Annotated in this window: 11 protein-coding genes and 2 pseudogenes; 5 read left to right on the forward strand and 8 right to left on the reverse strand. The window is 57.5% G+C overall.

The genetic code is table 11. The features are described 5' to 3' along the window. Window positions 1–700: 700 nt before the first annotated feature. The 5 genes and pseudogenes from tnpA to ACVDG8_RS12625 form a co-directional block, all read left to right on the forward strand. Window positions 701–1,147, forward strand: a complete 447-nt coding sequence (tnpA, locus tag ACVDG8_RS12605; RefSeq protein WP_447254982.1) for an IS66-like element accessory protein TnpA — start codon at window positions 701–703, stop codon at window positions 1,145–1,147. Next, window positions 1,144–1,275 carry an IS66 family insertion sequence element accessory protein TnpB gene (gene tnpB / locus ACVDG8_RS12610; protein WP_447254983.1) on the forward strand — a complete coding sequence of 44 codons (132 nt, stop codon included), beginning with the start codon at window positions 1,144–1,146 and terminating at the stop codon, window positions 1,273–1,275. The genes tnpA and tnpB (ACVDG8_RS12610) overlap by 4 nt, the downstream gene beginning before the upstream one ends. 4 nt (window positions 1,276–1,279) lie before the next feature. Then, window positions 1,280–1,576 carry an IS66 family insertion sequence element accessory protein TnpB gene (gene tnpB / locus ACVDG8_RS12615; RefSeq protein WP_447254984.1) on the forward strand — a complete coding sequence of 99 codons (297 nt, stop codon included), beginning with the start codon at window positions 1,280–1,282 and terminating at the stop codon, window positions 1,574–1,576. Between the two features lie 8 nt (window positions 1,577–1,584). After that, the gene (gene tnpC / locus ACVDG8_RS12620) at window positions 1,585–3,171 is read left to right on the forward strand and encodes an IS66 family transposase (RefSeq protein WP_447254985.1); all 1,587 of its coding nucleotides are present in this window, start codon (window positions 1,585–1,587) and stop codon (window positions 3,169–3,171) included. Between the two features lie 22 nt (window positions 3,172–3,193). Continuing rightward, window positions 3,194–3,361: pseudogene (locus ACVDG8_RS12625) on the forward strand (IS66 family transposase); the annotation flags it as partial. A gap of 22 nt (window positions 3,362–3,383) precedes the next feature. Here ACVDG8_RS12625 and ACVDG8_RS12630 read toward each other — a convergent pair. The 8 genes and pseudogenes from ACVDG8_RS12630 to ACVDG8_RS12665 form a co-directional block, all read right to left on the reverse strand. After that, window positions 3,384–3,954: pseudogene (locus tag ACVDG8_RS12630) on the reverse strand (IS110 family transposase); the annotation flags it as partial. 227 nt (window positions 3,955–4,181) lie between these two features. Beyond that, a complete protein-coding gene (locus ACVDG8_RS12635) occupies window positions 4,182–4,928 on the reverse strand; it encodes an alpha/beta fold hydrolase (RefSeq protein ID WP_455707721.1) in 747 nt (248 codons plus the stop codon). A gap of 165 nt (window positions 4,929–5,093) precedes the next feature. After that, entirely contained in the window at window positions 5,094–6,407 is a 1,314-nt protein-coding gene (locus ACVDG8_RS12640) for an MmgE/PrpD family protein (protein ID WP_455707722.1), read from the reverse strand. 140 nt (window positions 6,408–6,547) lie between these two features. Continuing rightward, on the reverse strand, window positions 6,548–7,942 hold the full coding sequence (locus ACVDG8_RS12645; RefSeq protein ID WP_447254988.1) for an MmgE/PrpD family protein: 1,395 nt from the start codon (window positions 7,940–7,942) through the stop codon (window positions 6,548–6,550). Between the two features lie 542 nt (window positions 7,943–8,484). Further along, window positions 8,485–9,237 carry an aminotransferase class V-fold PLP-dependent enzyme gene (locus tag ACVDG8_RS12650; RefSeq protein ID WP_455707723.1) on the reverse strand — a complete coding sequence of 251 codons (753 nt, stop codon included), beginning with the start codon at window positions 9,235–9,237 and terminating at the stop codon, window positions 8,485–8,487. Window positions 9,238–9,680: 443 nt separating this feature from the next. Beyond that, window positions 9,681–10,577 carry an alpha/beta fold hydrolase gene (locus ACVDG8_RS12655; RefSeq protein ID WP_447254990.1) on the reverse strand — a complete coding sequence of 299 codons (897 nt, stop codon included), beginning with the start codon at window positions 10,575–10,577 and terminating at the stop codon, window positions 9,681–9,683. Between the two features lie 287 nt (window positions 10,578–10,864). Then, window positions 10,865–12,451, reverse strand: coding sequence for an ABC transporter substrate-binding protein (locus tag ACVDG8_RS12660; RefSeq protein ID WP_447254991.1), 1,587 nt, complete (start codon window positions 12,449–12,451; stop codon window positions 10,865–10,867). An 890-nt stretch (window positions 12,452–13,341) separates the two neighbouring features. Then, window positions 13,342–13,584 carry a glycine cleavage T C-terminal barrel domain-containing protein gene (locus tag ACVDG8_RS12665; protein WP_455707830.1) on the reverse strand — a complete coding sequence of 81 codons (243 nt, stop codon included), beginning with the start codon at window positions 13,582–13,584 and terminating at the stop codon, window positions 13,342–13,344. Window positions 13,585–13,591 lie beyond the last annotated feature (7 nt).

The raw sequence follows: 13,591 nt of genomic DNA on the forward strand, positions 1-13,591 counted from the left end.
CAGAGGCTCGTGTTGAGGAGGGTGAGGGCCGCCACCGTGCGTACCTTTGTTTGCTATGGACGAGACCTTTTCCCTTGCCGGTGGAAGTCGCCGTTTCGACATCTTGACCAACGTCACGCACCGAGAGCATGCTGACGAACTGAGTGACCTTGACTGCAGGCCTCCATCTCGTTCCTCGTTCGGAGGTTGTCGCCTGACGAGCATCCTCGGCCGGCCGCACTCGGTGATGAGCCGGGCCAATTCGCGGGCAACCATGCTTGGAGAGGTCTCAACGACTAGTGGCGCGGCGCTATGAGCCCAATTCGGCAAGATCGCCCCATACCGCATTGATCCTGACCCGCACTTGCCAAGCTGAAGCCATACGAACGCGCAAAGGCCGAACGATTTCGACCAAACGACCGGCTTCTTGAGTTCTTGAACGCCCTTTGAACATGGGAACTATGCCGAGTGTCAACGACCGGTTCTTGGTCGAAATGGCGGGCAAAGCGCTTCATACCGCCACGATCAGAAGAGGCGCTCGGCATAGTTCGGCGGCCGGCATAAACATGCAAGCTGAACGACGTCGAGCCCTCGCCGACCCGCCAGCGACCAGGCTGGAACGAACTCCTCGATCCACGCTCAAGCGTGAGCGCTGTTCCGGCACCACCTTTCGCGCGTGGTCGTGAGCAGCGATGTTCGGAGCCTTTGAGGGCTTCGACACATGACGATTTCAGAGCTTATGCTTAAGTCCAAGGATTCTGAGCCGGCGCGACGTTTCGAGGTGTTCACGGGTGCCGGCCGGCGGCGCGGATGGTTGCCGGAGGAGAAGGCGCGGATCGTGGCGGAAAGCTACGATGCTGGCGAGACCGTGAGCGCGGTGGCCCGGCGATATGCATTGTCCCCGCAGCAGTTGTTCGCCTGGCGCCGGTCCGCGCGGGTGCCGTTTGAGAATGCGCCGGCACCGGAGCCGTTGTTTGTTCCAGCAGTGGTCGCGGCACCGGAGCCCGAACCGGCGGGGAAGCGCGCGAGATCGGCGCGGAAGCGGAAGGCCGCGCGAGAAGCCGGCGTGATCGAACTGGAGATTGACGGTGTCGCCATGCGGGTCGGTCGTGGCGCCGACGCCGGGACGGTGGCGGCGGTGATCCGTGCGCTGAAGGCGCCGTCGTGATCGGGCCGACGGGTGTGGTCAAGGTGATGGTCGCGACGAAGCCGGTGGACTTCCGCAAGGGGACCGAGGGCTTGGCGGCGCTGGTGCGCGACACAATGGGCGCCGATCCGTTCTTATGTGTCGGGTGAGATTATGTGGCGGAGCCGCCCTGACCCCTTTCGGGCCAAAAGGGCTGACAGGATCAAGATTTTAGTCTGGGATCGCACCGGACTGGTGCTGGTGCACAAGCGGCTCGAGGGTTCGAAGTTCGTTTGGCCGCAGGTTCGCCGATGCGCATGTCGCCGGCGATGTTCGCGGCCTTGTTCGAAGGGCTGGATTGGAGACTGGTTCGCCCCGAGCGGGCACGGCGTCCGCAGCTTGGCGGATGAGTGTGGCACAGTGACTCAGCTGCGTTGTCTTCGATGGCGTTCTCGGTGTTCATGTGCTTGATTTAGCGCATGAATCTGACGGTTCTCCAGGAAGAGAACGAGCGTTTGAAGGCGCTCCTGGCCCAGACGCAAGCGGCCCTGGCCGAGCACCAGGCTGCCTTGGCTGAGGCCGAAGAGGCGCGGCGTCGCCTGGAGACCATCGTCGGTCAACTCAATCACGAGAAGTTCGGCGCCAGGTCCGAGAAGCTGCATCCCAATCAATACCACCTGCCGCTCGAAGACGTGGAGATCGCGCAGGGCGTGCTCGATGCCGCGCAGGAAAAGGCGCAGCGGGTCATCCAGGGTCGTTCGGACGGCGCGTCCGGTTCACGCCTGCGCAACCGTGGTCACTTGCCGGCTCATCTGCCGCGAGTGGAACGGATCATCGAGCCCAAGAGCACGCTGTGCCCGTGCGGCTGCGGCGAGATGGCCAGGATCGGCGAGGACGTCAGCGAACGGCTGGACGTGATCCCGGCGCAGTTGCGCGTGCTGGTCACGCGCCGCCCGAAATACGCTTGCCGGCGCTGCTCGAGCGCGGTCGTGCAGGCGCATGCGCCCGAGCATATCGTGCCCGGCGGCCTGCCGACCGAGGCGCTGATCGCCCAGGTCATCGTCGCCAAGTTCGGTGATCATTTGCCGTTCTACCGGCAGGCCGAGATCTACGCCCGCCAGGGCATCCAACTGGATCGCGCCACACTGGGCAATTGGGCAGGCCGGGCCTGCTTCCATCTCAAGCCGATAGCCGAGCACATGCGCAGGCATCTGGCCGGCGCGGATCGCCTGTTCATGGACGAGACCACCGCGCCGGTGCTCGATCCCGGACGCGGCAAGGTCAAGAAGGGCTTCTTCTGGGCAATCGCCTCCGATGACCGCGGCCATGGTGGCCAAGGCCCACCCATCGTGCTGTTCCACTATGCGCCCGGGCGCGGCGGCGAGCATGCCGAACGCTTCCTTCAAGGCTTCGGCGGACAGTTCCTGCAAGTTGACGCCTATGAGGGCTATGACCGGCTGACACGCCTGGAACGGCCGCAAGGACCGTGGCTGCTCGTCCATTGCTGGAGCCACCTGCGCCGACGGTTTGTGAAGCTGGCGCGCAACACCAAGTCCCCGATCGCCGAAGCGGCGATACGCCAGATCGCAGCGCTCTACGCCATCGAGGCAACAGTGCGCGGCGCATCGCCTCAAGTCCGGCTTGCCGCTCGACAAGATTATTCCAGGCCGATCATCGCCGCCCTGAAACCATGGTTCGAAAAGCAACTGTCGATGATCTCCTCCGGCTCCAGGTTGGCCGAAGACATCCGCTATGGGCTCGCTCACTGGGAGGGGCTCACCCGCTTCCTCGACGACGGCCGGCTCGAGCTCGACACCAACCCAGTCGAAAACGCCATCCGTCCAGTATGCTTGACCAGAAAAAATGCTCTGTTTGCTGGCCATGAAGTCGGGGCCGAAAACTGGGCACTGCTCTCATCCGTCGTGGCCACCTGCAGGCTCAACGACGTCAATCCCGTCGCCTACATCGCCGAAACTCTCGACGCCATCATCAACGGCCATCCGCAGAGCCAGATCGAGGAACTCATGCCCTGGCGATTCCGGAAAACGTCAAGCCCAAATCCATAGGCAATCGGCGAGGCGCTTACGATACCGGGCGCTGGCCGAGCGTAATGCCGTCAGTCTGGCCTTCTGCTGGGCCCATGTCCGTCGCCGCTTCTACGAACTGGCTCAGTCCGGACCCGCGCCGATCGCGACAGAGGCGCTCCAGCGCATCGGCGAGCTCTACAAGATCGAGAGCGAGATCCGGGCCGAGAGCCGCTTGGCCTGCTCTTTGAGCTAACCGCCTCGACCATCTCCTGGATCGCGATCTGATGTGCGGGATGATCGAGCTGCTGCGCCTAGCCAGCAGAGATAGCGCATCGTCACATCGTCCATCGTCCAGCCCTTTTTGCGTTGAAAGATACGTCCATGCTTGAGCTGAAGGCGCTCACATGCTGGCCGATGGACCCGAAGTGTCTCAACTGCGGCCGCCCGGGCGCGGACGAGATCCTGCATGGCTTCCTGGTCATCGGGAACCCATACCGCCGCCAGTTCGCCAGCGCGCAGCAACCTGGCCAGTCCGAGGGCATCTCGGCGGTTTGTCTTCACGCGATCACTGGGCTTCCTCGGAGTCAGCGACGGAGCGACTACGGTGCATTCGTGACGCAGCGAACGGATCAGCCGATAAAGACCATGGCCGATCGGGCTGGTCTCGTAGCAGAAATGGACTCCATCGAACCTGTTGGCGATCCGCTGGATAACTCGGCGCATGCTCTCATCCGAGGCGTCGACCTCGCCGAAGAAGCGAACTTCTTTCTCCCGCTCGGCATTCGCAATCGCGATGCCCTTCCTAAGCTTTGCGACATCGATTCCGACAAATGCTTCCTGACACGGCTCGTCCTCTTGTGATGAGGATCGGCTCGGCCCGCCCGAGCAACCCTCTGACGCGTAGTGTAGAGCGAGCCATCTCGCCGGCAGAAGCGGACATTACGGAACTCCTGCACTACCTGACGTTAAACGCTGTGCGTGCGATAAGTTTGTTCGTCCTGTCCGGTCCGAGGGGAGCACCCATCTCTCGAATTAGTTTTTGCGCGACATCACCCGCATTTGCTATGCTGTCCATGCCACTGCTTGATTAACCCGTTGACAGCATCGCTTCTGTCGATATGGACATCATGACTAGCGTTGCTCAACAAGTGAAAATCTGCGCTCTTGATCAGCTTTGCCAACATCAAACCGCGTTCCGGCGGCACTGTCGGATCGTCTTTCGACCAGATAATCATTGTCTGCGCCCGAATCCGCTCCAGATATGGAAAAATGTATTTCTCCTGGAGTTGGACATAGAGGTGGGGGGCGGTTTCCCCCTCCGGCGCATTTTGGAACATCTCGTACTGGCCACGCATCGCAGCTCTGCGATAAGCCGCTCGCTCCAAGTCTTCCATATCCTGCAGGCAGCCGCTGTAGCCTTTGCGCCAGCCGGTGATATATTCCTCTTCGCTCGGCATTGGCCGGGAGACGTCATACTGCTGGCGGCAAGCCTGCATCCAAGCCTCATCGCGATCATCTCCTAACGCCGGTGATAAGGCGCTGGCGGTCATTAATACAAGCTTGGAAGCAAGATCGGGTCGAACGATCGCAATCCTCGCGGCGACGAATGACCCTTCGGAATGACCGACCAAGGTAACTTCTTTCAGTCCAAGCGCCTCGATGAAACCAATCACGTGATCCACACGACCGATCCGATTTATATATTTACGATCCGAGGGATAATCTGTCCCACCAAAATGAAGCTGATCCAACGCAATAACGCGAAAACGGTCCGATAGACCATTTAACTGTGGCATGAAAGACGTCCTTGCCTCCACAAAGGGAGCGGCACCGTGTATCAACACAAGCGGGGTACCGAGCCCACTCTCGTAGTACGACGTTCGGCTACCACCAACCGATACATTTCCTTCCGCAATCATTGTATTCCTCCAAAACGAGCTCATTCGGCTTGCCCATCCTACTCACTCAGCGACTAGTTCCGACATGAGGAGGGACACATCTGGCAATTGGTCCAACTGCTGGATCATCGCAAGCGCTCGAGTTGTGCGGTCGGGGCTGAGCACTCCTTTCGCACAGTCCTCGAATTTGGACACAAACTCAGATTTCGCCATGGGATTATCTGGATGACCTCGCATGTGATGTACGGTTTTCTGCACGACGCGTCCATCTTGGAGAGTGATCTCAACGCGTGCGGCGGCACAGGCGCTTCTCGGATCTTGATTGGTTAGGGCAGGATCGTAGTCAAGCCTTGAGATGCTGATCAGCCGCTGGATGACCGGATCCCTGACCACTTCTTGCGCGAATTCAGCTAAAGAAACGCGCCCGTGCACCAAAGCGACCGCAGCACAAAATTCCATGCTGAACTTGCCCTCCAAAGGGGCCTTGGGAGCACTGTAGCTTAGGTCGCCACCGACGCCTGGAGCGAGCACACAACGAACTTGGTGAATGTGTTCGGGTCGGATTTCGTAGTTGGCGCGCAGGTCGAGAATGGCATCAATGGCCGAATGAGTATCCAAGCACGAAGGATACTTCTTGAAGATAATACCCGGCTGTCGGACATCAAGCGGGTTGCCTAGAAGTGAAGCCAAGTCTTTCGAATGCAACAGCTTTGACACGAAGGTGTTAAAAAACCCTGTTGTGCCGGCAAGCGCGTCCGGGCTTGCGGTGGCTCCTGCGGCAGCTAAAAGCGAAGCCTCTAACCCATCCCTTGCTGCGAAACCACAGTGCATCGGCTTTACCATGGTCCCAATATTCACGCGTATACCAGCAGCACGGGAAGCGGCGATTCCAATAGCGGCAGCTGTGCGTTCGGGGTCAAGGCCCAGAATCTTCGAGGCGCCGGCAGCAGCGCCAAAAACCCCGAGAGCAGAGGTTGCGTGCCAACCTGCCAGGTAAAGTTCATAGCCCGAAGCGCGGCCCAGTTTTGCCATCACTTCGATAGCGGCGGCGTATGCGAGAAGGATATCTTGGCCTGAACTTCGTACAAGTTCGCCGGCTGCTAAAATCGCAGGAAGCGCGGGCGCTGAAGGGTGGCCACACATCGGTTCGCTGAAGTCGTCAAAATCGCAAGCGTGCGCCATGACGCCGTTGGCGAGCGCTGCACCCAGCGCTGAACTTTGAACCGAATGGCCGAGAACTGTCGCTTTGTTGCCGCTGTACTGAGATAGGAGCTTCTCGACAACGATCTTCGTTACAGGCTCCCGCGCACCCGCAATGGCGCCACCGAGACAATCCATTACTGCCAACTTGAGAGTGCTGACGTCTGCGGACGACAAGGCTCCAAAGTCGAGCTCGCTGACGAAGAGCCCAAAGTCGTGTGAAGTCGACCCGACGGCGGGCTTTGACTGAGCTGAGCACATGAAACCGCCCCCTTAATTTGTAAAACTAGACCGTTGCGGTTCACTCGCGCCGAGTGCTAATTATCGCCAACCAGCAGCTTGAATAGCGGTGCCAACGTAGGCTGCTTATGAAGCTCGTCGATGAACTCCCCGATTAATTCCAGCTTCTTGTCGGAAAACGAATATGCTGACATCTCTGCGCAGTCCTTGAGCTTTCGCATTCCGTCGACAAGCGATGCGGGTTTTTCCGGATGTCCGAAGGGTTTGTCGACACGAAGGACATGCTCTCTCCCGCCACTTAGCTTCACCTTTACTATTGTCGGCGAGTTCCCATGCCGACCGTTAGTGCGGTCGATCTCCGGATCAACTTTGACCGTTGTGGCAGCCATGACTCTACGCACCGCCGTGTCACTAAATGCTTCTGGAAGCATGTCCCCGATCCCGACTCTTCCGTATTGTGCAGCGACAGCAACGACGTAAGGCAAACTGAAGCGCGCCACGACAGGGTCCTTTGGATCCCACTTTTTGTTTCGCGGTTGGGCGACACATTGGTCAGCCAGGTGATTTAATCCAAGCTCAATAGAAACAATGTCGTCCCCGGCAAAATTGTGCTTCTGGCGCAGTTCCAGCAGCCCGTCAATCCCATGATGTGTAGCCCTGCAAGACGGCCAAGGCTTAAAGCTAATCGAAGCGTTTACATACTCGGATCCGAGGGCATCCGTGAGCATATGGAAATCGTGTTCAGGTTCGAACGCCTTGTAGAACCCATACTTCCCCAAGAACGGATCCTGAGGACCGGTAAATCCGACCATGGCCGCAAGAGCCGACTCAATCCCGGAGCGAGCTCGAAGTCCCTGCTGAAGCGACACACTGTGCGCAGATTCTGCGTACATTTGGGCTTCACCGGCAGCATGCGCATAAGCAATCCCGAACGCATTCCGAGTTTTTTCTTCATCGAGCCGCAGCAACTTGGTGCTAACCGCAGTGGTGCCCCATACGGCGACCATATTGTCCCGACCTGTATCTATCGATTGGCTTGTGAGGCTAAGAGTTAGGCGTATATGCAAATCCATAGCGGTCGCGATGGCTGACAGTAGTTCGCTTCCGCTTATAGAAGGGTCACGTTCGGCAAGGGCCAACGCCGGTGGCACGTCATAGGCGCTGGCATGACATCCATTGATGCAGAGCTCGTAGGTCTCGTCAAAATCCAGGGCCCGGGCTGTCGTGGCGTTGATAAGAGCCGCTAAGGCAGATGGAGCCTTCTCTCCGGAAATCCACACTGTGCATTCTGGCTCGCCACCGAAAAGCCCACCCAGTCGGCGGGCGTTGCGCGCGATCGGATCGTTCGATCCACCAATCGCGCACGCAATGGTGTCGAGGATGGAAAGTTTAGCGCGTTCAAGCGCGCCGTCAGGTATCGTCTCTAAGCGAGAATCGAGAACATGCCTGATGAGTTTCGTTGTCATATCCATTTCCGAAACCTCCTGAGCAGAGCGGGCGAGTGCTCCCTTGGGGGGCGAGGCACTCGCTCATTGCAACATCCTAACTTGATCATCGGGAAAACCCCGTCAGTACCGCACACGGGACCGGACCGCGACATCAGGAAACACTGTAGAGGCGCGTACGCCTTACGCGGATAGTCCCAGCCGCAGTGCAGTAATGCGGCATATATTTTGCTGCTACGCAAACGAGCCTGCGATTGGTTTGGAACCGGAAGATGCCATGTGGTGGCCGGTGATCGGGACTTGCCTTGTGGGGCCGAATTCCTAAGACACGTTCCCAGGCGCTGCGCGAAGCTTATCGCACGAGACCCCGGACAGTTACGCTCGAGGCGACATGAATGTCGTCTCGATACTATTTGCTTTTTATGAGCCACTTGTTCGTCAAGTCGATGACCTGATCGGCCTCATCTACGGTGTTGTACAGATGGAGCGACAACCGCAGGATACCCCTACGCACTGAGACGATCACTTGATTATTCACCAGGTGCTCATGAAGCGACTTCATGCGGCTGTCAATGGGGGAGAGCCACTAGGCGCAGGAGGACCTCAAGGGCAACAATGCTGCCCGTGTGGTCTCCTGGCGGTCCGCCGCAAACCGGCAGTCCTAGTTCGAGGAGGCCTGAGGCCAGTCGCTTTGTAACGGACGTAACGCATCGCTCAATTGTTGGCGTTCCGATTTCCATTAGTTGGCCCATGGATGCGTGGGCGGCTAGTATGCCTGGAAAATTATAATGTCCAATCTCGAAGCGGGGCGCGCCAGCACACAACTTCACCGTATCGAATATAGGGGCCGATTCTGGTGCGTTCCCCAAATCGACGCTGTAGCGGGCGAGGTAGGCAGGGCTTAGGCGATCCGCCCATTCTCGGCGGCAGTACAGAAATCCTGCCCCGTAGAGTCCCATCAAGCCCTTGTATGTTGATGCCACCAAGCCGTCTACGCCAAGCCGAGTGACATTAGTGTCGAGAATACCCACAGATTGCGACGCATCGGCCAGAAAAAAGGCACCAACCCGCTTACAAGCCTCAGCGATGGGCTCCATTACGGTCTTGAATCCCGGGACCATTGTCACCGTGGATAAGGTGACGATTCTGGTGCGGGCGTCGATGGCCTTCGTGATTGCATTCCAAGGGATCGTTCCATTGGCCGGCTCCACCACCCGAAGTTCAATCTTATGCTTGTCTCTGATTTGTAGCCAAGGGAGAATGTTGTTCGCATGTTCCAATTTCTGACATAGAACGATATTGTCTCCTAACTTCCATTCCATAGCATTGCCAATAATGTTGATGCCTTCGGATGCGTTCTTCGTGACTGCAACTTCTTTTTGCCGGCGCCTATCAGGTCAGCAAATCTGGAACGAGTTTGCTCGACCATTTCCAGCATGACCCCTTCGTCATTCAGGCCACTAAGCCGATTTTCGAGATGTTGATTTATGGAATTGCGAGTTGTTATTGATATGAGGCCCTGATTTGCTACGTCCATGTAGATGACGCTCGCAGTGGCCGGAAATTCAGGCCGAAGATGATCTAAGGAAGTCACATGAGGTTTCATGATAAATATCAATCCGTGTAAGAAGATAGATTTGACGTCACTCGGCCGGAACGGGAACCGGCGTTTCGACTTAAACTCCTTGAGATGGGATAAGCGAGTTTTTCCGACCAGCGCTCCATAGTCCGAACTGCAAATTACATTATTGATACCTCCCGCAGGTTACCTATAATTGGCGAGCAACTTAGTTTTTCCGTTGCGCTTTGTCTGGCCGCACCACTGCTGGATGAGTTCATTCACGGCTTCGCTACGGTCGCTCTGGACGGCGTGCCCTGCTTTGTTCAAAAGATGGAAGTCCGAATTCCCGATCAGTTTTGCCAGCATCAAGCCGCGCTCCGGCGGTACAGTAGGATCGTTCTTAGACCAGATGATCAGCGTCTGCGCTCGAAGTCGCTCTATATACGGGAAGATGTATTTCTGCTGAAGTTGTACGTAGAGACGCGGATCGTGTTCCTCCTCCGGGGCATGTTGGAACAACTCGTATTGGCCGCGCTCCGCGGCTCGGCGATAAGCCTCTCGCTTTACGTCTTCCAAATCCCGTCCATGGGCCATGCTGCTCTTCCGCCACGCTCTGATATACTCCTCTTCACTCGGCATCGGACAGGAGACGTCGTACTGCTGCCGGCAGGCCTGCATCCAAACTTCATCGCGGTCGTCTCCAAACGCTGGTGATAAGGCGCTGGCGGTCAGCAGTATAAGCCTAGAAACAACATCGGGACGGACAATCGCAATTCGAGCGGCGACGAATGATCCCTCTGAATGGCCAACCAACGTTATTTGCTTTAGCCCAAGCGCATCGATAAAACCGACCACATGGTCCACACGATTGATGCGATTTATATATTTGTGATCGGAAGGATAATCCGTCCCACCAAAGTGGAGCTGATCCAATGCAATCACTCTAAATCGATCGTGCAGCCCATTCAGCTGCCGAATGAAAGAGCTCTTTGCGTCGGCAAACGGGCCTGCACCGTGTATCAACAGAAGCGGCGCGCCGAGTCCGTTCTCGTAGTATGAGGTTGCGGTGCCGCTAACAGATATATGTTGTTCAGCGATCATTATATTCCCGTAAACTGTGTGCTGGACGAGGCATTCTGAGCTCTATCGCTGAGAATGTAATATCAGACAAACCATCCTGATTAATCCTTTTCACGCCCGGCCCTATTCCACTGATGTGCACGGGTTGAACTTCGGCTTATCAGGCCGCACTCGTCCCGAATTGATGATCTTTGAGCTTGCGCCCTCGGTGAGAAACTCTTCTACCGCTTGTGCCAGGACGGCGACCGCGAAGAGAGAATGCCCAGGGAGGCAACCGGCCGCAGAACGGTTGAACCTAGGCACTCCGCTCACGCTGCCAGCCAGCAATGTGTCAATGCTCTACTCATACTGTCAAACACGGGATCCTTGACGAACCCCTTCACTCCCGGCCCTGTCGCGTCGATGGAATGATTGAACATCGGCACGATCACGCCGCCCTCGTCGCGAACGATGAGGGCCATCTCGCGATACAGATCCTTGCGCTTGCTCTGGTCGAATTCGGCGCGCGCCTCGATGAGCAGCTTGTCAAACTTATCGTTGAAAAAGTGCGTGTCGTTCCAGGGCGCTGTCGACGAATAGACGGTCGAGTATATCTGGTCCTGCGTCGGTCGACCGTTCCAGAAATTCGTCAAGAAGGGCTGTTTGTTCCAGATCTCCGAATCATAGCCGTCGACCGGCTCCCGCTTCACCTCGATGGTGATGCCCGCCAAGGCACAGCTCTGCTGAAACAGCTGGGCAGCATCGACGGCGCCGGGGAAGCCCGCCTCGGACGTCCTGAGCCGGATCGGCCCGCTGTGGCCCGATTTCTGATAGTGGAACTTGGCCTTATCCGGGTCGAAGGCGCGCTGCTCGATGTCCTCGGGGAAGAGCTGGTAGGAGGCATTGATCGGGAAGTCGTTGCCGACTGTCCCGTAGCCGCGCAGAATCTTGTCGACCATTTCCTCGCGGTTCATGGCGAGCTTGAGGGCCATTCTGAGATCGTTGTTGTCGAAGGGCGCGGTGTCGCAGAACATGTTGAAGCTACAGTAGCCACGCCCCGAAACGTTCTGGATGGTCACACCGGGCACCCGCTTCACAAGGTCGACGACCTTCGGGGAGACCTGATCGATCATGTGGACCTGGTTGGCTTGCAGGGCAGCCATACGCGCGGTAGCGTCATTGATGACGATGATCTCGACCTGATCGGCATGGCCGAGCTTGTCGCCTTGCCAGTAGTCTTTGAATTTTTCGCCGCCGTGCCGCACACCCGGCTCGTTGACGGTGACCTTGTAAGGGCCGGCGCTGATACCAGCGGCAGGATCATCCTTGCCGCCATTGGGCTGGATGATCAGGTGATAGTCTGTCAACAGGTAGGGCAGATCGACGTTGGGCTCTTTGAGCGTGATCACGACCTCGCCGCCATCAGCCTTGAACGATTCAAGCCCTTTCAAGACGCCGAGCGCGCCGGATTTCGACTTCTTGTCCGCATGCCGCCCGAGGGTAGCGACGACATCCTGCGCAGTCACTTCCTTGCCATTGTGGAACTGGATGCCTCTGCGGATCTTCATCGTCCAGGTCTTCGCATCTTTTGACGCGCCGATTTCCTCGGCGATCCGGTACTCAATGGCTCCGTCGGGAGTCATCTCGAGCAGCATCTCGCCCCAACATTTGCTGAACACGATAGGGATGTTGCTGCCAATGGCCGCCGGATCCAGACTGTCGGTCGCTTGGCCCTTACCGAGGCCGGCTTTGAGCGCGCCCCCCCAAATCGGCCCCTGGGCTCGCGCGGCGCTCGCCAGGAGCGAACTCGCGAACGCCGCTGAGACGCCGAGCGCCGTCACACGGCCGAGAAATTCACGTCGGCTCAACCATCCCGCAGCAGCGCAGCGGCTGAGGTACTCCAACTCCTGCGACATTGTATGTTCCTCCCAGTATCAAGAATGGTCTTTTCCCTTTCTTCACAATACCAAGCGCACTACGCTGCCTTCCGCAAATCGTTCACCTCGAAGAGCAGGAAAGCGACGTTTTTTCAATGCCACACGCAGAAATGCAATGACGGCCGACGGTTGGCTGGGATTTCTTGGACAGTGGCCGCGAAGCGGCATTAGCCAGTCCGGCCCGTCGCAGGCCTTTGGCTGAATCCGCCCTGCCCCCCAGCTCTTGAGGCCCTTCTGCGGCCTGTTCGTCATTAATCGTAACCGTTTTCCCGGAGTGCGGTGGAAGACACACGTAGGCTGCCGCTAGGCTTCGAACTCCGCACATTCCTTCGACTTAGTGACATGGCAATGCGGGCTTCGGCATCGAAGCTATGGAGCTTTCAGGTCTCGATAAGGTGAGTACGACCGCAGGCAGCTCCCGCGGCGGAGTTGCCCAATTTCGGCTGGCCGAACATAACCCGCTCAGCCAGGCTTGTCGGGATCGAGCTGGCCGTCGTGAAGAAAGCGGTTGAACACGCTCGATCGCTTGGGGCCATATCCTTCTCGCCCGAATGGAATAGCGATCAACCCCCAGAGTGAAGACATGAATATTCGATTTCCCGCTCGGCGCCGGCTGGAGTAGTATCCAGCACTCTATGCCCAGTCCTCCTCATTCGCGCGTGGTGCGACGCTCGCTCGGCTACGGTCAAACACGCGGCTGACAGTTGAGGGAGACCAAAAGATAACGCAACAGACTTCGCCCCGCGTATTTAAATGAGCGCTGACTGACTACCCACTACTGACTTGCGCTGTCAGGATCGTCGGCTGAACTGGTTCATTTCAGTTAGGAACGGAAATGCAATTTTGCCTTCTGCCTCTAGCGGCGCAAATTATTGCTTAGCTCGATCTCCATTTGGGTCGAAGAATGCCCGAAGCGATGCATCGGCTTCGTAAAGTTCACCGGCTATCTCGATTTCCCATCGTCCGGTTTCGATCAAATCCTTTGTGACACCGGCAGGATGGTTTACATACCCCATTCCGAGTGAAGTACCAAGAGTAAAACTCTTCACGCCCGACGATACATAGCCGACAATCTTGCCGTCGCATCGGATAAGCTCTTCTTTGAAGAGCACAGGATTC

The organism is Mesorhizobium sp. ORM8.1, from assembly GCF_053005525.2.